Genomic DNA, 21,633 nt, shown 5'->3' with positions numbered 1-21,633 from the left:
CGCATGGCGGGTATTTCGAATGGTGCTGCCGGATCTACGGCATTGGGAAAGAGCCGAGGCCAGTCCAATCGGTGGCATTGATCGGCATCACCCAGTTGTTTTGGTTCTCACATTCCGGTGCGTCACGCGTTTGCCGAACGCCAGTGTCCGCGCCCATCTCATGTCCCATGGCTTGTCCCTCGAATGCCGCCTTGGCTGCGGCTTCCAGCTGAAAGGGATGACGTTGCATCACCCAGTCAGCAGCTTTTTCCGCTTCTGCGAATGCGGTCATGAGTGCCTTGGGGTCATCAAGAATCGTTTGCCGCCATGAACTCAAATACGCTGCGGTTCTTGCCGTGGTCTCTGAGGAAGTGGCGGCGCAAGCCAGCCCGGTTTCTGCCAGCAGGAAGCAGCTAGCCGTCTCCGCGACCAGTTCCTCTCTCCCGTATGAGGGTGATCCATGCACCCCGCTCATGGGGCGCGCAAGGCGATGCTTGGCACCAGTGGCGTGGGATGCCTCATGCAGCAACACTGAAAGGTATTTGTCGCTCGCCGCCTCGGCTATATGGCCGCTGGCGTCCACTGTGTCCTTGAACTGCGCGCGTGCGGGGATCGTGATCGAGTCCGTAGTGATGGAGTAGTACGCGCGATTGCCAGGCGTGTGTCTGACGGGCACCCCCATTTTTTCGATCAGCTCTTCCACTTGCGAGCGCACTGCCCACACCGGCTCTGGCTCTGTCGCGGGTAGCTGCGGCATGTTCGCGATGGCACTGGCTGGAAAGACCGTGTAAGACCGCAAGTAGGGACGCCCACGCACAATGTCGAAGATGGGCTTGCCATCGCCGTCCATCCGGGGACGGCCCGCAGCATCCAGAGCGGGCGTCTTCTTCTCCACAAAGCCGAACTTGTAGATGGGCAAGCCGCGCGCTCCTGCTTTGACATGCGGTAAATCCTCTGGCTTCACTCCTTCATTGGCCATGCTCGCCGCCATGGCCTGTACCTGGCGGTACGTTATGAATCGCGCATCGGTCCATCCGTTGGCGAGCATCTCGCACATCAAGCTGAATCGGTTGAACCCCGAGAACGGCAGGCCGCTATGTGCGCTGTATGGTCGTGAATGGCCGCGTGGCGCCACCCACGGCTTTTGCCATATAGAGTTGCCAGCATCCATGAGTGCCACGATGCGTTCCGCAGCATCGCGGTATATCTGGTTGGTGATCTGCTCCATCGTCTTTTTCTTGGAAGCTGTGGGCGCACCAGCCTCCGATTCCGCAAGGGTGGCACCTGTGTCGGGCGTCGATTCGTCAGCTGGTACGGCGGGGGATCTGGCAGGCTTTGGTTTGGGCCTGCGCGGTCTTGGTTTCTTCCTTGATGCCACGGGGGCGGTGGTCTTCCTTGGCTTCTTGGGTTTTTCTTCTGCGACAGCGCTGAATGCCAGTGCGTCGATATCGGCGTCGTTGTCCATGTGGTTCTCCTGGGGTGGGTTGACCGTCCCAAGCTAGCGAACGCCGATATGAAGATCCACCAATTCGCATGTGCTGCGGGCGACGAACGGTATGCGTGTCGCTTAGCCAAAAAGGCGTTGACGCATCACTGCACACACAGCAGGCCTGGGAGCTGATGCAGGGCCTCCGGTAGCGTGCGTTTTGATGCCTGCGATCTGGAAGAACGCCACAGCGGCCCAGCACAAAAACAGGGCCAAGTGGTGAACGCGGACTTTCGCGGTGGATGTGGGGCGGTCGCATAAGTGCATGGTGTCGGTCCTTCGCCCATGACAGGACCGAACCATGAACTGACCGCACAATGTTCAACGCGCTGTCTCCCGCACCATGCCTACAACTCAAAGCAATCAGCATGACGCGAGCATGCGAATGGCGTGATGGATGCGAAGTTGAGAGGCACGAAGAGACCTATTTGCTTTTGGCCGCTTCCACCGTTCTGAGGACGGCGAAGCCGCGTAAGGCAATGTTTTTTTACAGCTCAAACGTACCGATGGCTGTGTCATTTCTTTGCTTTGCAAGAGTGGCTTTTTCAGCTGCTTGCCGTAAATTTTCGGCTTCTTTGGATTGCATCGCAGCACTGCGGGACTGCACTTCTGATTGCGATTGCTGAGCCACCGCTGCCCAATGCGCGGATGTCCAGTCAAACGCAGAAACCTTGTGGGGCTGCACTTCGGCGAACAAGGGCTGTAACAGTCGCTTGACCCATGCCCACAAAAACTGCTCCATAGCGTGCGCCATCAAATCACCGCCGCCAGTGGCAAGTTCACGTTGAGCGCGGCCAGATGAGGAATGCCCACGTTGATGTTGAGCACGTTGAGGAGCGGTGCTTCGGCTTGCGTTGAGCCGCCAGACATCGTGTTGCCGGGCGCTGTCGGCGGCTCCCCCTCGGTGATCGACAGGGTTAGGGCGGGGTTTTTCCCGGCCATTGCGATGCGAATGGGTGCGTCATCGCCCTTGATGACTACGTTGCTGACAGTGAAGGTGTCGTCGCCGAACACAATACCGCTGGCCAGCCGCAGTCCCAAGGGCTTGTGCAGCAACGTCATGGGATGCGTCTCTGCCAATACCGCCTGTCCCGGACCATAGAAGAACGCGACAAACACGCGCCTTTGTCTGGTGCTCGCTGATGGCGGTGCAACGAGATAGCCGATAGACCTAATTGGGGCCGGGGTGGGGGGCACCACGTAATGCAGTGCGCGCTGCGAGTTGCCCCAGTCAGCGTACCCGTCCAGCGCATTGAACGGCGCGTAAGAGAAACTCATCTGCTTGCCCAGGTTCATAACCTCAGGGAAGCTGCCATTGGGGGAGGGACTGTTCGCCAGCCGCTCCCAAAACTTGCTGTCTGGAATGCATTGCACCCGGAAGGCCTTATCTGACATATTGAACTCCTTGAAAGCACGCGAACGATCAGCGTGCGTGCGCGTTCAAGCTAGCAGTAGGTGCTCCGGCCAGACAAGCATTTATGCCGTTGCACCCGGCGCTGCGCCGTTGTCGCGCGCAGCGGGATGAACGTGCCATGGATCTGGCTGGTGTTCGGTAGTCAGATGCGCAGGATAGATGCAGCCAACAGCCTCGCTTTGTGAGGGCTCGGGCGTAGCCGCTTTGGGGCCGCGCAGGTCGCGCGTCATCGACATCGACGGGTTGGGGTCATGGGCAGCAAGGGAATACTGCTGGGGACGTGGCAGTCCGAACCAAGCTGGTAAGTGCTTGCGGAAGGCCGCCAGCTCACGGCCTTGCAACGTCACTTGCTTCTCCTGCCACCATGCTGTCTGCCATCCACTGTGATGCTGCGCATGGCGCTGGATGTCCCGTTGGAATTCGCTCCACAGGTATTCCTTGCCCATCGCCTTCATTGCGATACACCGTATTGGATAGTCGGCCAGCTGCCAGTCGCTGAGTGCCATCCGCACATTGCATTCGGCCTGCACTTCCATCTGGGCTTGTGCAGGCAGTGCACGCGATGCCACGGCATGGCCCGCATCCACCACGCAAGCACCCAGCACCGATGCAACAACGTGCTCAAAATGACTGCGGTGATCAGGTGGCACAGCATTCAGTGCGTCGGCAAGTTTGTGCTGCCGACGTTTGGCCGCGAAGACAATTTCGCCAGTGATCAGCGCATCCAACAATTGGGCTTGGTTGGCTGGCCAGGTATCACCCGCCAGCAGTCGGTTTATGCGCTTGGCCAGGATGTCTGGGGATATCTTTTTTTCGATGCTGCGCGCGACCTGCTGACAGGTTCCCACCAGCGCGGCCATATCGGTAATGAGATAGGCCAGTGGTGTGAAAGCATCGGCGTAACTCAGAAAATCGGGCTCCGGCGAAGCGCCGCTCGCGGGCATAGCTTGCTTGTCCGAGTCATTCGGCGAAGCGGCAGCCGCACCGGCCACCATGCTATCTATGAGATGCAGCACTTCGGGCTGAGATGAATGCGCCCACGCTCTGGCGGCTGTCGCAATGTTCGCCATGCGGGAGCGCGGCACCAGCTTGCCGAACTCCGAAATCTGCTCGGGCGACCGGCTGGCTACCCAGATCAAATCTTTGACCAACAGCGTGTCGAGCACGTCGCCGCCGGATTTTTTATCCAAGCGCTTGTATTGGGCTGCGAGTGTGGGCCAGTTCCACTGCCGTCCCAATCCTGCGCGAACCCGTCCCATTGCCAAGAATATTTCGTCGGCACCTGGCTCTTCGGTATGCATGTATTCGTGTGCCGCAACGGCGTCGGCCGACATGGATGGAGTCAGCGGTGCTGCGGAAGCTTCACGGCTGTCATCAAGCTGATCGCGCAGGGCTGTCATCAGCTTGCCCGCTTGCACACCGGCTACGAGACTTGGGCGCGCTTCGGCACGTCGCCGCTTGCTTCGTTGCTGATAGACGGTTTTGACGCGCCGGTTGTGGCGCATGCGGTCTTCGCGTTTGGCTTGGTAGGGTGTGTCCTGTTTGCCAGAATACTCCGGCCCAACATGTTTCGTGGGTTCCCGGTCTATCCCCAGATCGGCATACGATTTGTGCGTTACGCGCTGAGGAAATCCTGCCTTTTCCAACGCCTCGTTGATGTGTTGGGCGAAGCGCTCTCGCGTTTTGTACAGCAATGCAAGTTGCCGCCAGCGGTGGTTTTTGACCCCGAATTGCTCTCCCTTGATGTGGCGAGTTGTGGCCATGGCGTGAAAGTGTCGGTTGCCCGGTTTATCGTGCAGTGCCCAGCTAATCACCATCCCCTCCACAACCAAGTCGTTCACGAATGCGGAGGCGATGGCCTTGCAGGCTTCGATGTCCAACTCGTTCGGGAGGGCGCCCACCCACTCAGCGAAAAGGACAGAATCGCTGCGGCGCTCGCCACCCTCTACCGCACGCCCCCATAGCTCAATGGGATCTCGCATCCACTCGGGGGCTCCGGGCGGCAGCAGGGTCTCGCAAAAAACGACCTCTTTTTTGTTCGTGGAGTTGTAAACCCGAGAGTTCAAAGGATCGATGACCCGAGCACCTGCCCGGTATGCGTAGGCCCGCAGAGCCCGGAGTTTTTTGTTTTTACTTCGTGTGTGCCACTTGGCCGTGAGATGGTAAATCGCCATGGGTATCGCCCTGCGCTGCTCGCGCACCCGATAGGCCGACCCCGGCCAGCTCGGGCAAATTAGGCACATGCCGTCCGTCCTCGGACAGCATGCGGGAGCCGTGGGGACGAAGGCCAGCACGGGGCGAAGCCCACGAGAGCGATTGACCGCCAAGGTCAATCGCTAAGTGCGCATTCCATACACGCAGTGGATGGCGGAGTTCGTGCTTTCTGTGTCCCATGCAAACAAAGTACAGGGTGCAGCCAAAAGAGCAACCAATTCGTGGGGGCGGTAAGGGTGCCCAAGGTGCCTGATATCCGGCAGCTCAATGCAGAGTAATTCCATGAAAAAACCGCGCGACCGCAATGCCCGGTGAAGTGTCGGCAAAACATCCATCAAACAGCACGCTATCGACCACGTTCCCCATTGAATGAGATGGGCTGAATCAACTCGCGCGGCGTACAACACCCATGAGCAGCTCTACGACGGCATTACGGGGCGCAATTGCCAGCGTTTTGACAGCGATGGGCTGTGCATCCTGTCGATACGCTACGCCACCAGCTCCATCAACTTCCCATACCCATCAACCACGTCGTACTTGACCTGGTCAGACGTGATCTTGGCGAAGAACTTGCGGGCGCACTCGATCTTGCTTTCCTCGATTTTCCGCAAGTCCATGCTGGACATCGAACCCTTGGTCTCGGCGACAAAGTAAACGTGCTTGACCTTGCCCTCCTGGAAGGCAATGGCCCAGTCGGGGTTGTAGTTGCCAACCGGCGTTGGGATGAAGAACCCACGAGGCAGCTTGGCATACACCACCACTTCGGTGCTGGCATCCAGCTCGCGCACAAAGTCCCGCTCGTTCTTGGAGTCCGTGAAAACGTAGTCGTAGATGTGGTGGTTGGCCTTCACCGCCTTGCTGAAATCTTCCTTGGGCTTGTCCTGCGTGAAGATTTCCATGGTGTGCGTTTCACCCGTGGGGTCGTAGGCGATGTGCTCCACAATCACCGTCGCCTTCTGCTCGTTCATCAGGCGCGCGGCCTTGCGCATGAAGTCTTCGGGGTTGGTGCGGTACTGGCTGAACACGGCCTTGTTGATGCCCTGCAAGATGCTGGCGACCGTGGCACGCGTCAGTTGTGTCTCTTCGGCCAGGCGGCCAATCAGGTCGTACTTGACGGCGGAATGGGCTGATGCACGGTGGTAGTCCGTCGTGGACTCTGTTACCTTGAAGGACTCGCCCTGGCGAACGCCGTCGTAGGTTGCGGTGTCGGCCTGCTCCCCGGCCACCACGGTGTACTGCATGGGGCTCACTTTGAGTTCGGCCTCCAAGGCCTTCACGCACTTGGCCACCAGCTCTGGCGTCTCGAAGTCCACCGTGTACGCAGCCTTGCGGTTGATGCGACTCCACAGCGCCTTGAACTCGGCTTTCTCAAAATTGCCGTTCAGCGGATTGGTCTTGGCCTTGCGGTCGTCCTCCGGTAATGGCAGCTTTGTATCGCTGAACACGGTGTCGATCAGCGCAAAGACCGCTTCGGCATGGGCCACCAAGTCGGGCGGCAACGCGGCAAGCGTCCCTTCCTTCTTGGCCTCATGGTACGCATCCGCGATGCGGTCCTTGTCGTCGGTGTAGTCGTTTTTAAGCAGGTACTTGTATATCTGCTTGGCCAGTTGCGGGGTTACCTCCACATCGCCAGCCGCTGTTTTGAGCACCTTGCCGGTGAAGTAGGACTCGTCGGCCACCCGTGGCCGCTCCGACAAGCCTTCGCTCATGTCCCGCTGCAAGGCGGTTACGAAGTCCTTGTAGCTCTCGCTGGCCACTACCGTCAGCACGTTGACGTGGTGCACCGTTGCAGGTGCGTCCATGCGGTCGCCATGCTGATTGACAGATAAGCGCAATCCGCGCCCCACCTCTTGCCGACGGCTGATGGTGTTGTCGCTGTGCTTCAACGTGCAGATCACAAACACGTTGGGGTTGTCCCAACCTTCGCGCAGGGCTGAGTGGGAGAAGATGAAGCGCACCGGCTCTTCAAATTTGAGCAACTGCTCCTTCTTGCGCAAAATCAGGTCATACGCGTCCACGTCGTCGGTTTCCGTTGACTTCTTGCCCGTTTCGGGGTCCACCATGCGCTTGCTCTTCTTGTCGATGGAGAAGTAGCCTTCATGCGTTCGGTTGGTGGCAATGCCTTTGAGATACCGGTTGTAGGGCGTGTCTTCCAGCGTCATCACCTCGGCCAGCTGCTCGTTGTACTCTTCCTCAAACATCTGGGCGTACTCGCCATTGCGCTCGCCCGCTTCGTCATAGCTGCGGTACTTGCTGACGGCATCAATGAAGAAGAGAGACAGCACCTTGATGCCCTGCGCAAACAAGGCCTGCTCTTTCTCGAAGTGGGCTTTGACAGCCTCGCGGATCTGGATACGGCGCAATGCGGATTCGTTGACATCGCCCGTGGCTTCGCCTGCTATCAGCTCGTGGCCATTGGTAAAGCTCACGGTGTTGGTCAAGGCATTGATGTCAGCCACCACAAAGCCACGGTACTGCTCCAAGCCGCCCGACAGGTCGAATAGGTTGTCGTTGCGCGACAGCTTGCGCAGCACGCGTTTGATACCGCTGTTCTGCTTGATCTCGAACTCTACCCGCGCCACTGGGGCGCTGGTGGACACTTCAATTGACTCCAAGTACAGGTAGGCATTGGTGCCAGTGAGGCCCTTGACCGATATGCCGCGCACCGCAATCTTCTTGACCAGCTTCTGGTTATAGGCATCCAGCGCATCCAGCCGGTGGATCTTGTTGTGCGTTGTCTTGTGCGTGGCCGAATACCGCAGCACCGCCAGCGGCTTGAAGTTGGCCAGCGAGTCCAACGTCTTGCCTCCTTCCATCTTCTGCGGCTCATCCAGGAACAGGATGGGGCGGTTGGCACTGATCACATCAATGGGCCTGCGGGACTGGAAGTCGTCCAGCTCCTCATAAATTCGGCGCGCGTCCTTGCCCGTGGCGTTGAAGGCCTGCACGTTGATGACCATGACATTGATGCCTGCATCGCTCGCGAAACTTTCCAGGTTGTGCAGCTGTTTGGAGTTGTAGATGAAAAAGCGGGCGCGCTTCTTGTAGTCGTCCTGGAAGTGCTCCGCTGTGATTTCCAGCGACTTGAACACGCCTTCACGAATGGCAATGCTGGGCACCACCACAATGAACTTGCTCCACCCATACCGGGCGTTCAGCTCGAACATGGTCTTGACGTAGCAATACGTCTTGCCCGTGCCGGTCTCCATCTCCACGTCCAGATTGATGTCGCACACCTTGGTTTTGACCAAGGCGGCAGACTGCGGCAGGTTTTGCCTGCGCTGCACCGCGTGGATGTTTTCCAGCATCTGGCCAGGAGTCAGGGCCAGATCTGCATTCTTGAACCCGGATGACTCCAATGCCGCAGTCGCCTGGCCGCTGGCGTCAACCACACGGCCTGGGTCAATCCGGTAATTCAGCCCTTCGCGCTTGGGCTGCCCGGCAAAGCAATCTGCGACGGCCTCCACGGCGTTGGTCTGGTAGGCCTGTTTCTTGAATTTGAGCTTCATTGAGCCGCCTCCCATGCCTTTTCGGCTTCCTGAATTTTTTGACGCAACTCTTCCTTGGAAGGCAGGTACAGCTGGTACTGCGCGGCGTAGATGTTGCTGTTCTGGGGCAGCGTGAGTTCCACCAGTGCGTCGTTCTTGTCGTAGCACAGCAAGATGCCCACCGTGGGCGCTTCGTCGGCGGTTTTGACGTGCCGGTCGAAGTAGTTCACGTACATCTGCATCTGGCCCAGGTCTTGGTGCGTCAGCTGGCCGATTTTCAGGTCGATCACCACATAGCACCGCAGCAAGCGGTTGTAGAACACCAAGTCCACGTAGAAGTGGCTGTCGTCAAACGTGAACCGCTTTTGCCGTGCCTCAAACAAGAAGCCCTTGCCAAGCTCCAACAAGAAGTGCTCCAACTTGTCGATGATGGCCAGTTCCAGCTGGTGCTCTGAGTAGGTGGGGTGCTCTGGCAAATCCAGAAACTCCAACACATAGGGGTTCTTGATCACATCCGCAGGTTTGGCCAGCACCTGTCCCACCTGGGCCAGGGCTTTCACTTCATCCTTGCTGCGGCTCAACGCCAGGCGCTCGAATAAGCCGCTGGCAATTTGGCGTTTCAGCTCACGCACGCCCCAACTCGCCTGCTGCGCTTCCACCTCATAGAAGCTGCGGGCCTGCACGTTGCTCACCGACAGCAGCACCACATAGTGCGACCAACCCAAGCCCAGTTGGGCTTTGAGCGCGTTCAGGTCGGGCGGCTGCGGTGCAGTGGCCGAAGATTCAACAGACGCCGTCTGTTGAATCTTCTGGAACGACTCGTAGAAGCTGCGGCACAAGCGCAAATTGGTCGGCGACACGCCTTTGATGCCCTGGCTACTCAATGCAGCCGACAGTTTGTCCACCAAGCTCTTACCGTACACCTCTTGCCGCCGGGCCGAGGCGTTCTCAAATTCCACTAAGTGCCAGCCAAACAGCCAGTTGCGCAGCACCAAAGCCGTGTCCACCGACCGCGCGGCCTGCGCTTGCAACTGCTGGTGTGTGGCGCTGAGCGCCTGCACCAAGACAGAAAAATCAGTGCCCAGAGGTTCCAAACCCATTGTGTGCCGCCCCATCAAATGCACTTGACTTCGGTGCTGGGGCTCATCAGCTTGAAGATTTGCTCCACGTTGATCTTCACGCTGTCGCTGGCAAAGCCCGCATCGCGGAACACCACGCGTAGCGGCTCACGCTGGGCCAGCAGCTTGACGAAATCTTCGCTGACACCCTCTTCAAAGCATGCGGCCAGCGCGTTGCCATCCACAAAGTACACCGTCTTGCCCGCAATGGTCTCCTGCGTGATGGGCAGCGCCAGGTCAACGCCCCAATCCAGCAGCACCTGGAACAACAGGTCTTCTGACGTGCGGTCTTCGCGGATGTTGTTGATTTGGTCGGACAGCAGGTCTTGGGACACCGCGTCGGGGGTATAGAACACCTCCTTCATGTTGGAGGTGTCAATTTTGAGGACTCGGAAACCAACGTCTCTATCCCAGTCTTTGTGACATCCGCCATCTAGGACCTGCTTTCCGGCACGCCGGATACGCTCCTTGCTTATGTCTGCGATTGTGTTCAAGCCAGACTTGCGCGCGTCACTTTGCTCGTCGCACTGCTCTGGAATTTGCACCAAGATAAATTTGCGATCGCCACCGTCTTCTGCATTTTGCTGCATTACCGCATGGGCAGTACTTCCACTCCCGGCAAAGAAATCTACAACTAGATCGTCCTTCGATGTAGCCAATGAAAGCATTCGCTGGATAAGTTTGATCGGCTTTTTCCCATTTGCGAATTCCGTATTGCCTTCCTTTGTGAGATTATTGTAATCAATATCATCCCAAAGTGAACTCACTTTGTCCATGTAGTAGTAGACACCGTCAATCTTCTGAACAACATCTGACAAAAACATGACCATATTGCGTTGGTCAGCAGTAGCGCCTGATTTGTACAGAACCTCGATCACTGAGCCTTCATTCCGTCCCTTTATTGGCGCATATTCACAACCATACATGGGACAGTCCGTATTCTTTGTTTCTCTGATGACTGTCTGGCGCACGCTGCTCTGTGCGTTTGTTGTCCTAAAAATCTTGTCCGCATACTGGTTGTACACATCTTCTACGGTCAGACCTTTTTCACGAGCAAATGCCTGAATGGATATGGTTTCCAGGGCCTTGTAGCCAAAGTAACGAATACTTCGAACAGCATCTTCTTTGATCAAGAACTTTTCGCCCAATTTTGTAATGATGGACGTGTACTTCCAACTTTTACCCTCAGCTTCATAGCTATTTATTCTTTCGGATAATTTTGTCTTGATGTAAACAGGAGTCAGAAGTACGACCTCCTTATTCTTTGCGTAAATCCAAATGAATTCGGTGGTATCTTTTAGACTCTTACCTTCTGAGCTGCCGGACACTCCACCTACTTTCGTCTTTACTGTAACGATATTGATGAAGTTTTCTTCTCCAAAAACTTCAGAACACAGCTTGCCGAGCGTCTCAACTTCGTTGTCATCAATGTGAACAAAAATTACACCATCGTCACGCAACAAATTTTTTGCTAATTTGAGACGTGAGTACATCATCGAAAGCCAATCCGAATGAAATCTTCCGTTGGAATCGGCGTTTGCCACAAGCCTGTTTCCGCTCTGATCTTTCTGATTCGACTTGATAAAAAATTCTTCTGAACTCTGCGCGAAATCGTCCTCATAAATGAAGTCATTACCAGTGTTATAAGGCGGATCGATGTAGATCATCTTCACCTTGTTCAGGTAGGTCTCTTGCAGCAGTTTCAACGCGTCAAGGTTGTCCCCCTCAATGAACAGGTTCTGCGTGGTGTCAAAGTCCACGCTCTCTTCGCGGCAGGGGCGCAATGTCTTGGCGATCGGCGCATTGGCAGTCAGCAGGGCCTCCCGCTTGCCGGGCCAGTTGAGCTGGTAGCGTTCTTGCGGGCCTTCCACGATGGATGGGGACAGCTCCTGCCGCAACTGGTCAAAGTCGATGCCGCGCTTGACCTCACCATCGGCGCCACGCATTTCGGTCAGGCAGTTGGGGAACAGCTTTGCCAGCTTGTCGATGTTGGCCTGCGTCAGGTCGGGGCTGTGCATTTTTAGTTTATTCATGGTCAAATTGGCTTGTAGCGCTTATTCAGAAATCGCTGCACGCTATTAAATATATAGCAATTGTAGTGGCCCGGTTCACAAGGCCAGTGCTTGAAGCTCGCTGCGAATGGTACGCAACTGAGCGTTGATCTCGACTTTGCGGTTGAACTGCTTTTCCTGCGCCAGCCGGGTTTCCAGCCTGGCCGCTGCGGCCTGCTTGGCTTCCAGCTGCGCCAGCCGATCCAATTGGTCGCGCAAAGTCTCCCCAGCCCGGGCGGGCACCGCCAGATGCTGGCGCAGCAGCTGCTCGTACAGGCCTTGCAAATCCAGTGCAACGGGTAAGCCGTGGCGCGGCAAGTCGTCCGACTGCCACGGCGCTGCATGGTAGTCGCCCAACACCCATTGGCCGCTGGCGGCTTCGCTGGGGCGCTTATAGGCGGCGACGGGTCGGCTGTTGCCATCGTGCCGCAGCACAAACAGGATGGGGAACGGAATGGCTTTGTCGATGCAGCGCAGTACCGAATGACTGACATCCGGCAGCTTCAAGGCGATTTCAAACACCTCGATTTCGGGCACGTCTGGCTTGGCGGGCAAATTGATGCTTTCCGGGGATAGCTTGTAGGCCCAGGTGATGCTTTCGACCTGCTCCACAAACAGCGCGCGCAATGCGGCGGTGGGTTTGGCGTGCGCGTAGATTTTGGCCTTGGCCACAGGGCGAGACACTGCGGCTTTTGCAGGCCAGGCGAATAGGGCGCGGGCCATTGTTTGCGAGGTGGTTGGCGCAGTCGTTGGATGGGTCATGCAGGCTGCACCACGAGGAAGCTGACCAGCTCGAAGTCTTCCAGACCGGCCACCTCGTGCACCAAAGCACTGGTCTTGCCCGGCGAGAACAGGCTGTCCACGTCTTGCTCTTGCTGGCGCTCGATCATGGAGTGGATGGCCTGGTCCAGCAGCGTTGAGTACACCGCCATGTTGCGGCCATCGCTGGTGGCTGTATTGAAGGGTTCAAAGGCGGTGGGCACTGGCTCGGTGCGGCCTTTGCAGGCGTTGCGGGCCAGGTCCAGCAGCGTCTTGACTTCGGTGTGGTCGGCAATGATGCGGCCGTCCATACCGATGTACACCACGTAGTAAGGGTGCAGACGGTTTTTCTGCCGCACCACTGCACCGGCTGCACCATCAAGTTGCCGGTTGCGCAGCGTAAAAATCACGCCGGGGCGCAAGCCCTTTTCCACATCGGCGGGCACCACGGCGTGCAGGCCATTGGGCAGGCGGGACAGGTCGCCATGGGCTTTGACGTAGTTCAGCAGGTCCATGCGGAAGTCGTTGAGCCCGAGGTCAGTAATGGACACCCCGGTTTTGAGGTCTTCCATCTCGATGACCTCTTCTTGCAAACGGCGCAATTGCTCTTTGCGATAGGCCACGTCGTTGGACTGCGCAGACAGCACGTTGTCATCGCCTGTGGCCGTAACGTCGGCAATCATCATGCGGCTCTCCACCCGCTCTTTGAGGCGGATGTATTCGTCCAGGCTGATGTCGGGCCAGTAGTTGACCAACTGGATGCGCGCGTTGGGCGAACCGATGCGGTCCACCCGCCCAAAGCGCTGGATGATGCGCACCGGGTTCCAGTGGATGTCGTAGTTGATGACGGTGTCGCAGTCCTGCAAGTTCTGCCCTTCGGAAATGCAGTCTGTGGCGATCAGCACGTCAATCTCGCCGGGCTCGTGGGGCAGGGTCAGCGCCTTCTCTTTGGCGCGGGGCGCAAAGAGGGTGAGCATGGTCTGGAAGTCGATGCCCTGGCGCGGGTTGGCGGCAAGCCGCAGGGTAGTTTTAGGCTCTGTGGTGCCCGTAACCTTGCCAGCGTGGATTCCATGGGCCTGGAATAGGCCAACTGCCAGGTTGTCGTAGAGGTAGTTGGCGGTGTCTGCAAACGCAGTGAATATCAGCAGCTTGCGGTTGCCCGGATTGATGGGGTTGGCCAGCTTGTGCTCGATCTGGGCTTTGAGGTGTTGGAGCTTGGCGTCGTCGGCTGGGGTGATTTTTTCCATTTCGGCCAGCAGGCCATCAATCACGCCCAGGTCGGCGCTCAGGTCGTACTCCCACGATGGCAGGTCCATGTCGGCCAGGTCGATTTTGACCTTGCCGCCCGTGCTGCTCTCGTTTGCGTCGTCAAAATCGGGCAGTTCTTCGCCGTCGAAATCGACATCCTCAAAAACCGATGCCTGATCGGTGAACGGCCTTGCCCGGCCCGTTTGCTTGAATGCTGCGATCTGGGCCAGCGCTTTCTGGTGATTGCTTTGCAGACTCTGCAAGGTGAGCCGGAACGATGCGACTGAACTTTCCAGCCGTTTGAGCAGGTTGACGGTCATCAGCGCCTGCAAGCTCTTTTCGCGGTCGGCCTGTTTGAGCTTGCCACCGCCACTGGCCACCTCGGTGTCATACATGTCTTCGTACTTCTTGATGCGGCTGGGCAAGATGTAGCCCACAGGCGCATACACGGCCAGCTTCAAGAGTGAGAGCTGGTTGAAGATATCGTTGAAGCCAATGACATCGGTGCGCAGGGTCAGAGGGCAGTGGAATGACAGGGGTTTGAGGCGTTGCGGGAAGGTGCCAATGTCCTTGGTGTCGTAGAACGTCTCGATGTGCTTGCGGGATCGGGCAATCGTTACGCTGTCGAGCAGCTCGAAAAAGTCGAAGTCCAGGGCGCTCAATATGGCGTTGGCGGTACGCTCTTCGGGCGGCAGCTTGGTCCAGTTGTTGAACGCGGCCTGCGCCCTGCGAAAAATCTCCTCAACGTCTTTCTCGGTGTGCAGCTTGTCGCCCAACTGCAAGGAGTTGCCCTCATAGGCCAGCGCCAACTGGTTGCGCAAGTCGTTGAAGCGGTTGTTGACGGGCGTGGCCGACAGCATCAACACCTTGGTCTTCACTCCTTGCCTGATGACGGAGTCCATCAGCTTTTGGTAGCGCGTCTCCTTGTCCTTGTAGGCGTCGTTGTTGCGGAAGTTGTGCGACTCGTCGATCACCACCAAGTCGTAGTTGCCCCAGTTCACCCGGTTCAGGGGTGTACCAAACGATTCGCCACTGGTGCGCTGCAAGTCGGTATGGCACAGCACTTCGTAGTTGAACCGGTCCTTGGCGAAGATGTTGGTTTTGAGGTTGCGGTTGTAGGTCAACCAGTTGTCGGCCAGCTTCTTGGGGCACAGCACCAGCACAGACCGGTTGCGCAGCTCGTAATACTTGATAACGGCCAGCGCCGTGAACGTCTTGCCTAGGCCCACGCTGTCGGCCAGGATGCAGCCGTTGTAGGTTTCGAGCTTGTTGATGATGCCGGTGGCGGCGTCGCGCTGGAAGTTGAAGAGCTTTTGCCACACCAGCGTGTCGAGGTAGCCCGTGCGGTCGTTGGGCAGCACGTCTTCGTTGAGGTCTTCCAGAAACTCGTTGAAGATGTTGTAAAGCATCAGGAAGTAGATGCGCTCGGGCGAGTTCTCTTGGTACACCGACGCGATGTGCTCGCACACCAAGCTGGTTACGTCGTTCAGCTTGGCGGGATCAGCCCAAATCTGGTCGAACAAGCTCAGGAATACGCCCGTGTTGGCGGGCTCGTCGAATTTGTTGACGATGTTCGATACGGCGTTGCCAGGCTGGTAGCCCAAATCGACGGCAGTAAAGCCATGCAAGGGCATGTAGACGGCATTGTTCATGTCTTCCGTCGCAATGGCCGCTTGTACCGCAGCAAACTGCTGCATGGGCGCGTTGCCACTATTGGTGCGGAACTTGGCCTTGCGGCGCATCCAGTCGGCGCATTCACGGGCAATGGCGCGCTGGGTCAGCTTGTTTTTGAGCTGCACCTCGAATTCGGTGCCGTAGAAGCTGCGCTCGGTTTTCGCTTCCGAGGGGGGCTTGGGGATGTGGAACTCGCGCCGCTCTTTCTTGGCCGCGTCCGTTGCCTCGTCGGGCATGAACGATGGGGAGGTGAAGATGAATTCGAACGATTCGACCGACTCCAACTCGCGCTTCAAGGCCTCATAAGCGTAGATCGAGAAGCAGGAAGCCGCGATTTTGAGGCGCGCGCCTGGCTGGACAGACTGTTTGATGTCGTCGCCCAGCAGGTCGTTGATGTTGTCGATGAGTTTCATGCCATTTTCCCGCCGCTCCTTGGTTACATCTTAGCGAAGGAGGGGGGATGCCCGAACCAGGCAATTGCGACCGGACTTAGCTCCAAGCCATCACGATCTGTGTTGGCTAGGTTTTGGGATAAGCCATGCGGCAAAGGGGAGGTGCGCCCGCCAGGGCCGTGGTTGTGCCCGGATGGGCATGTTCCGGTCTGGCGGGAATGGCTGCCCTTTTTGAGCTAGTTATGGGCGATGGGACGTAGCAGAGGCAGAAAGCAGTTGAGTCAACTGGATGGCTAGTCCTCGTCCAGAAAAAATTCAGGCAGAGAAATGACATCGATTTTGGCTTTTCGTTTTCGCTTTGCTTTCGGGCCTACTCCCGTCGTGTGCTCCTCTAAACAAATTGCGATTGCTCGGCGGATTTCGTGCCACTCGCAGCCTTCTCTCCCAAACCAGAGGGCTGGGAAGTCTGGCATCAGCAACGCAATCCGCGCAACGATGACGTCGATAGATTTCGCGTGGAGCACTGGCGTAGTCATCATGCTCAACAGCGCGGTCATGTAGAACGCGGGCGGTGGCTCGTGAAACGGAAAGTCTTCCTCGCCCAATTCGGCGCCATCACAGAAAACCTCTCCGTACCAGACCCATACCCCAGTGTGGTTTCTGCTGGTATTTACTACGGCGGGACCATCGCACCGATGGAGAAGGCCGTGGTAGTACCACTTCTCGAAGCAGTCGATGAGCGCCGGTCCATCGGCTCGATGTCTCCGGCCCATGTGCCAGTATTCGCAGTAGTTGAAGATTCCTGGGCACAGCTGTACTGCTGGATCTCCAATGCGATGGATTAGACCGTCTTCACACCACACGAGTGCCCCTGATCCGAAGTCCAACCGGTCGCAAATGGTGCCGCCTTGCAGTCCCGAAGGAACAAATACGTCAAGTTCGCTGGAATTGCCCAAAGAAATGGCAGGCCAATCGTCAACGCTATGGGCATGGCCATGTCGCCACCACTCCTCTGTCCCGTCGTCAAGAGCCACGGCAAAGCCATGTTCGTTGTGCAATCGACCAGCCTCATCGCGATATTCAGCAAGGGTAGCCGTGGTCCTGACAGGTTCTGCTTCAAAGTAGCGTACCGCAGGCGGCAGTTTTAGTTCTCGGTCGATATCGGAGGGGCGCGTGATGTCAGTATGGGTAGAGGCCATATCAAGCCACCTTCCTTGCTGCAACCGTCTCACCTACTTGATTGCCGAACATGGTCCAGCCCGTTCGCTGCGCTCGGCTAAAAAGCTCGATGCGACTAACCTTGGGATACAGCTTTTCCAACCGCTCGTGCACCACGGCGGGTTTGGCGCTGTGGCCTTTTACCGACGCGCTGAAAACGGATGATTCCCTCGCCTTTTTGCCCACGATGGTCAGGCCAGCGCCACGCTTGCCGACTAAAAGCAGTTCGTGATGGATGGCCGCCGTGCCGCCACCGCAGTTGAGTCTGCCGCCGCTTTTGTGCCAGACCCAGTTCGAGGAGTAGTCGAACCCCCAGGCTGCCATGACTTTGAGGCCGTCGGGCAGCAAAGAGGCCGGGCACCACATGAAAAGCATGGCATCGTCCGCCGCGATCTCCTCGACCTCCATGTCGCAGATAGCCGCAACGGTCATCGTCGGATAATGATTGTGCGGAAGGACTCTGCTGTGTGATCGGTCAGCCGCCATGCCGTAGTCCCAGGGAGGATCGGCCAAAACGATGGAATGGCGTGCACCGGTAGGCAGCGCCAAGTTTTTGGCGCTGGTGGCCGCTTGTTTGATCAATCGCAAGTTGCGAGATTCCTCGCCCAGCCGTTCCTTCAAGCCAGCAACTACTTGCAGCGCTTCGCGTTCTTTTTCTGTCGTTTTCGCTCGCAAGCCAGTTTTGCCGTTCTTATAAATTTCATAGGCCACATTGAGCTTCATGGTGCCGTTGTGAACACTGTCCAGCAGAGCCGTGTTATTGCCACGGATCAGAAGGCAAGCCTTCTGGACGGCATCTCGCGATGCTCCAAACAAGGCCGCAGCTTCTGGTTGGGAAAGAACGGCACCAACATGCTTGGCTGCTTTGGTCTGGCCAGGCTTGCGGGTTGCGAGTTGCGCGGCCAGCAGAGCCAGCTGACCATGTCGTAGTTGGCGGCGATTGATGTTCGCGGCGAAGGTCGCGCTGACCGCCTGCGCGTAGTCGCAGCTCAATCGCTTGATCATTGGTTCAAGGCCGAGCTCTTGGCAGGCTTTGAGCCGGTGGCGGCCATCCACAATGCGGTCGTTCCATACGATGATGGGCTCTTGTTGACCGTTTCGTTGGATGCTGGCTTTGAGCCCCAAGAATTCGTCGTGCTGCATCGGCGGGAACGCCTCGCAGCAGGGGTCGATAGTCAACGCAGTGTGCGTCTTATCAGCGTCTACCGCTGCAACGGATTGGCCAGCGCAGGAGGGGGTTTTTTGTGTCGAAACGACACGATTTTGGCCGCGATTGGCCAGAGAAGAAGTTCGCATGAATGTGCTCCAAAAGGGTTGAACCCTCCGCTTGCGTTTGCAAGCGGGATGAAGCGGCGAAACTGGGTGAGGTTTGCCGCTTAGAGCGGCCGTATGCGCGCAGACGTAGTCTGGCGAGGGAGATGTGAGGTGTAGATGGAGAGCGAAAAACTCATGCAGCTAATGTAGCTTTTCGCGCCCCGAACGTCAAGCGATTTTCATGCCAGCTAGTTTTCATGTGGCTGCTGCCGGATGTCAGGTGGCAGAGCGCAGAACGAGGGGATCTCCACGCCCAGAGATGTAGCATGACATCAAATTGATATCACCCTCTATCCTTGGCTAGTAACGTTTTATCCCCCAAGATGCAGCGTCTCATCCGATGGGCGATGCCTCGGCGCTCATCGTAGCGACGGGGCTTCGCCCCACACCACCATGGTTCGTCTTATTCTCTCCTTGGTGGTCTTAGAGAGAGAACACAAGCTCATCAGAATCCAAGCTGGGCGCGGCTTCCAGCGTATCGGCGGTGGGCGTGGCAGCGACCGGGGTGGCCGTTGCAGCAGTTTCGGTGGGCGTTGCAGCGGCTTTGGTGGGCGTGGCAGCGGCAGGCACAGCAGCAGTCAAATCCTCCTTTGCGGCTGGCGAGGGCGTCGAGTGCTCGGCCTGCGCGGCAGTACCGGCAAACAGGGGCTTGCGCACTAACAGGTGCCGCCCGTCCTCACTCAATGCGCAAGACCAGCCCGCCAGTTGGCCGACCTCCTGAATGGCCTTGCGCAGCGTGCGCATCCTGTCTTTGCGGATGGCGGGCGTTGCGGGCGGCTCGCCCCATACGCTGACCAAGAGTTTGTCGAGCGCCACCAGCTTGCGCTCCCACGGTGAGGCCCATGCCGTCATCCAGGCATGCAGGCGCTTGGCAGGCTTGCTGGCCAGGCTGCGGTGCTCGCGCATGTTGACCCAGGCCACGCCCTTGTGTTGGTGGGCGTGTAGCCCGGATTCGAGGTTCAGCACGACCCACACTTCGGTGTCAAAGTTCAGCAAGCCCAGGAACCTGCTGTGGCCTTCCTCGGCCACTGACCCTGCCCCGAACTTGCGGCGTTGCAGAGTAGTGCACGATAGTCGGGCAAGGGAAGCCAGCATGGCCTTGGCGTTAGTGCCGGTGCGGGTTAGGCCAATGCCTGCGGCGAGGTCTGCGGGCTGGACGCGAACCACCGGCAGCGGGGAGTTTGCCCACATGCCGCTCAGCCCGAGTGCTTTCTTGAAGGCGGCATAGTTTTCGTGGGCGGGCACTAACAGGTGCTTGCTCTGTGCCATGAGCTGGCACAGGTGAAAGTACACGGCCTGGTCAGGAACGTTGAGCGCTTGGGGGCTGCGCGCCACGTAGTGCATCTGGGAGCCCTGAATCTTGGAGGTGAAGTGCACTTCCAATGGCTGGGCCGGGGCGCCGTTTTGTGTGGGCCGGAACAGACCCCGCGCGAAGATAGGCGCTTGCCAGACGGGCGCGTGATCCATGTAGTCCACGGCATAGCGCATGGTTCTTTTTGCTAGGCGCTTCTGGTCGATGGGGCGATTGCGCGCGTGGGCAGTTTTGCTGGGTTGGGATGGTTTCATGTGGCTCCTTGAAGTGAGTGAGCCACCAACCTAGCAAACGGGTGGGCGTTTGAGCAAGTGAAGGGGGGAGGGCTGCCTGAGTTCAGGTAGCAGTCCTTGCCGAAGTCCCGGGTGATGCGCGGGCCTTGTTCTCGTCTCAGTTGTCGTCCGCATCCGAAGATGAGAACAGCACAAACAGCGCGATGGTGCCCATTTCAAACATGGACAAACTGGTTCCGGTTGGCAACTGATCGATAGGGGGGCGTACAAACGCGGAGTGGAGGTACCATCCGTGGCTGTTGTCCGAGCGGCCTTCCACATGTCTCTTTCCCCCCGTGCGCGTGCCGACTTCCTGTTGCTGGGACCAGCGACGGAGCAACGGTGTTTAGAGGCTTTTGCGACAGCAGAAGGTGTAATGCTGTATGCCGGGTACCCGAACATCGTCAGCAAGGCTACGTGGGTTTTTCGCGAGTTACCCGCTCTGATCGACGAGGGGCTACCCCCAGAACTGGTTGCGGTGCAGGTGTGCCGCTTTCTGGACGGGGGATATGCGGCACTCGAAGTGCCTGAAACTATTTCTATTGACGGTCTGATCCCCGACTAGATGCGTTGAAGGATCGCCTCGCGCTCGGCTTCCACAAGGGCGGCGGTTCCCGGTGCAACGGCCTCTGCACGGCGTAACCACTCCATACGGGTATCTTCACTTTTCCAGGGCTTTGCCAAAGCAGCAGTCCACGTTAGCCACTCTAAATCCACCTCATCGCCTTGCGGCGCAGCTTCTTCATCGGGACCATAAGTTAGGACAAGCCCGCTGGCCTCGACAAAAAATAGGTCTGGTTGGTCATCAAAAACGGCCAGACTAACCGTGTGGACTGGGCTAGCGCTTTCTTGTTCGAGCTGGTGCTGAATAGCCACTTCGAGGTCGGCGAGAAACTTCCGTTGGGCATGTACCTGCAAGAGGAAGCCGGACATGTCCGCCTTGTGTCTCTTCGGCTCGGGAACTGAGACTTCCGCTTCCTTCTGCGGCTTCGAGCGCGCTGTTTTTGGCGTGTTCCCCGCAAGCCAGTCCGCTACGTCATAGATCGACACGGCCACGCGTCCGCCCACTTTGAAGCAGGGCACCGGCAAGGTGCCGCGTGATTTAAGGGTGTAGATAGCGCTGGTGGACCGGTGCAACGCTATGGCCAATTCCTCGGCGTAAAGCACGGCCTTTCGGGCTCCAAACTGTTCACGCAGATCGGCGAGGATGATGGAAGAGTCCATGCAGAGGTTTGGTTGGCCAGCCAGGAGGGACTCGAACCCCCTACCCACGTCTTAGAAGGACGTTGCTCTATCCGGATGAGCTACTGGCTGGTGTGTAGATTCTAAACGGGAGCAGTGTCAGCCCAGAATTCCTGTCGCAACTGTCTTGGCAACAGTTTCATCTCACAAAAATCTCTCCGGAAAGTGCAAAAAGCTGCGAAATTTTGACAAATTCAACTTTAACTTAAATCTGTAAGTTGTTGATTTGTAATGATTTTTTTGGTCTAAAAAAATCAAGAAATTCAGATTGCACTTGCTTAGAAGGCTATTGCTCTATCCAGTTGAGCTACGGGCAGATGGATTTGCTGGGCGCCTGGGGCAGCGCCTGGCGTGCAGTGAGTCAGATTGACTCCAAGGGTGCGAATCATACCCGCCGCACGGCTGGGTTCTGGTGGTTGGGTGGCATTTTGCCGCTGAGTCGTGATTGCAGT

At 57.5% G+C, this 21,633-nt stretch carries 14 protein-coding genes and 1 tRNA gene; 1 reads left to right on the top strand and 14 read right to left on the bottom strand.

Features of this window, described 5'->3' with window-relative positions; translation table 11 throughout:
- Positions 1-34: 34 nt before the first annotated feature.
- The 12 genes from B7Y64_RS03585 to repC all read right to left on the bottom strand — a co-directional run bounded on the left by B7Y64_RS03585 (position 35) and on the right by repC (position 19,921).
- Positions 35-1,444, bottom strand: coding sequence for a zincin-like metallopeptidase domain-containing protein (locus B7Y64_RS03585; protein ID WP_291323906.1), 1,410 nt, complete (start codon positions 1,442-1,444; stop codon positions 35-37).
- 508 nt (positions 1,445-1,952) lie between these two features.
- Complete coding sequence (locus B7Y64_RS03580) at positions 1,953-2,207, bottom strand: hypothetical protein (protein WP_291323907.1); 255 nt, start codon at positions 2,205-2,207, stop codon at positions 1,953-1,955.
- A gap of 11 nt (positions 2,208-2,218) precedes the next feature.
- The gene (locus tag B7Y64_RS03575) at positions 2,219-2,860 is read right to left on the bottom strand and encodes a hypothetical protein (RefSeq protein WP_291323908.1); all 642 of its coding nucleotides are present in this window, start codon (positions 2,858-2,860) and stop codon (positions 2,219-2,221) included.
- Between the two features lie 81 nt (positions 2,861-2,941).
- The gene (locus B7Y64_RS03570; protein WP_291323909.1) at positions 2,942-5,053 is read right to left on the bottom strand and encodes a MobA/MobL family protein; all 2,112 of its coding nucleotides are present in this window, start codon (positions 5,051-5,053) and stop codon (positions 2,942-2,944) included.
- Positions 5,054-5,581: 528 nt separating this feature from the next.
- Positions 5,582-8,602 (bottom strand): DEAD/DEAH box helicase family protein, encoded by a 3,021-nt coding sequence (locus tag B7Y64_RS03565; RefSeq protein WP_291323910.1) that lies wholly within the window; start codon positions 8,600-8,602, stop codon positions 5,582-5,584.
- The gene (locus B7Y64_RS03560; RefSeq protein WP_291323911.1) at positions 8,599-9,681 is read right to left on the bottom strand and encodes a PDDEXK nuclease domain-containing protein; all 1,083 of its coding nucleotides are present in this window, start codon (positions 9,679-9,681) and stop codon (positions 8,599-8,601) included. The genes B7Y64_RS03565 and B7Y64_RS03560 overlap by 4 nt, the downstream gene beginning before the upstream one ends.
- Positions 9,682-9,695: 14 nt before the next feature.
- Positions 9,696-11,732, bottom strand: a complete 2,037-nt coding sequence (locus B7Y64_RS03555) for a site-specific DNA-methyltransferase (RefSeq protein WP_291328386.1) — start codon at positions 11,730-11,732, stop codon at positions 9,696-9,698.
- A 75-nt stretch (positions 11,733-11,807) separates the two neighbouring features.
- Entirely contained in the window at positions 11,808-12,473 is a 666-nt protein-coding gene (locus B7Y64_RS03550; RefSeq protein ID WP_291323914.1) for a DUF4391 domain-containing protein, read from the bottom strand.
- A gap of 35 nt (positions 12,474-12,508) precedes the next feature.
- Positions 12,509-15,844, bottom strand: coding sequence for a helicase-related protein (locus B7Y64_RS03545; RefSeq protein ID WP_291323915.1), 3,336 nt, complete (start codon positions 15,842-15,844; stop codon positions 12,509-12,511).
- Between the two features lie 272 nt (positions 15,845-16,116).
- Positions 16,117-17,022, bottom strand: coding sequence for a hypothetical protein (locus tag B7Y64_RS03540; protein WP_291323916.1), 906 nt, complete (start codon positions 17,020-17,022; stop codon positions 16,117-16,119).
- 1 nt (position 17,023) lies between these two features.
- Complete coding sequence (locus tag B7Y64_RS03535) at positions 17,024-18,337, bottom strand: MT-A70 family methyltransferase (protein ID WP_291323917.1); 1,314 nt, start codon at positions 18,335-18,337, stop codon at positions 17,024-17,026.
- 441 nt (positions 18,338-18,778) lie between these two features.
- A complete protein-coding gene (gene repC / locus B7Y64_RS03530; RefSeq protein ID WP_291323918.1) occupies positions 18,779-19,921 on the bottom strand; it encodes a replication protein C, IncQ-type in 1,143 nt (380 codons plus the stop codon).
- Between the two features lie 298 nt (positions 19,922-20,219).
- Between repC and B7Y64_RS03525 the strand changes: the two genes are divergently transcribed.
- Positions 20,220-20,504 (top strand): hypothetical protein, encoded by a 285-nt coding sequence (locus tag B7Y64_RS03525; RefSeq protein WP_291323919.1) that lies wholly within the window; start codon positions 20,220-20,222, stop codon positions 20,502-20,504.
- Here the strand turns inward: B7Y64_RS03525 and B7Y64_RS03520 are convergent.
- A complete protein-coding gene (locus B7Y64_RS03520; protein ID WP_291323920.1) occupies positions 20,501-21,163 on the bottom strand; it encodes a hypothetical protein in 663 nt (220 codons plus the stop codon). The two genes, B7Y64_RS03525 and B7Y64_RS03520, sit on opposite strands and share 4 nt — an antisense overlap.
- Before the next feature lie 13 nt (positions 21,164-21,176).
- A tRNA-Arg gene (locus B7Y64_RS03515) sits at positions 21,177-21,253 on the bottom strand.
- Between the last annotated feature and the right edge of the window lie 380 nt (positions 21,254-21,633).

Source organism: Acidovorax sp. 35-64-16, from assembly GCF_002281195.1.
GTDB lineage: Bacteria > Pseudomonadota > Gammaproteobacteria > Burkholderiales > Burkholderiaceae_C > Acidovorax > Acidovorax defluvii.
This window is presented reverse-complemented; position numbering and strand designations above follow the sequence as displayed.

Coding starts and splice junctions, on each gene's coding strand:
- B7Y64_RS03585 (WP_291323906.1), bottom strand. CDS start 1,444: ATGGACAACGACGCCGATATCGACGCACTGGCATTCAGCGCTGTCGCA.
- B7Y64_RS03580 (WP_291323907.1), bottom strand. CDS start 2,207: ATGGAGCAGTTTTTGTGGGCATGGGTCAAGCGACTGTTACAGCCCTTG.
- B7Y64_RS03575 (WP_291323908.1), bottom strand. CDS start 2,860: ATGTCAGATAAGGCCTTCCGGGTGCAATGCATTCCAGACAGCAAGTTT.
- B7Y64_RS03570 (WP_291323909.1), bottom strand. CDS start 5,053: ATGGCGATTTACCATCTCACGGCCAAGTGGCACACACGAAGTAAAAAC.
- B7Y64_RS03565 (WP_291323910.1), bottom strand. CDS start 8,602: ATGAAGCTCAAATTCAAGAAACAGGCCTACCAGACCAACGCCGTGGAG.
- B7Y64_RS03560 (WP_291323911.1), bottom strand. CDS start 9,681: ATGGGTTTGGAACCTCTGGGCACTGATTTTTCTGTCTTGGTGCAGGCG.
- B7Y64_RS03555 (WP_291328386.1), bottom strand. CDS start 11,732: ATGAATAAACTAAAAATGCACAGCCCCGACCTGACGCAGGCCAACATC.
- B7Y64_RS03550 (WP_291323914.1), bottom strand. CDS start 12,473: ATGGCCCGCGCCCTATTCGCCTGGCCTGCAAAAGCCGCAGTGTCTCGC.
- B7Y64_RS03545 (WP_291323915.1), bottom strand. CDS start 15,844: ATGAAACTCATCGACAACATCAACGACCTGCTGGGCGACGACATCAAA.
- B7Y64_RS03540 (WP_291323916.1), bottom strand. CDS start 17,022: ATGGCCTCTACCCATACTGACATCACGCGCCCCTCCGATATCGACCGA.
- B7Y64_RS03535 (WP_291323917.1), bottom strand. CDS start 18,337: ATGCGAACTTCTTCTCTGGCCAATCGCGGCCAAAATCGTGTCGTTTCG.
- repC (WP_291323918.1), bottom strand. CDS start 19,921: ATGAAACCATCCCAACCCAGCAAAACTGCCCACGCGCGCAATCGCCCC.
- B7Y64_RS03525 (WP_291323919.1), top strand. CDS start 20,220: ATGTCTCTTTCCCCCCGTGCGCGTGCCGACTTCCTGTTGCTGGGACCA.
- B7Y64_RS03520 (WP_291323920.1), bottom strand. CDS start 21,163: ATGGACTCTTCCATCATCCTCGCCGATCTGCGTGAACAGTTTGGAGCC.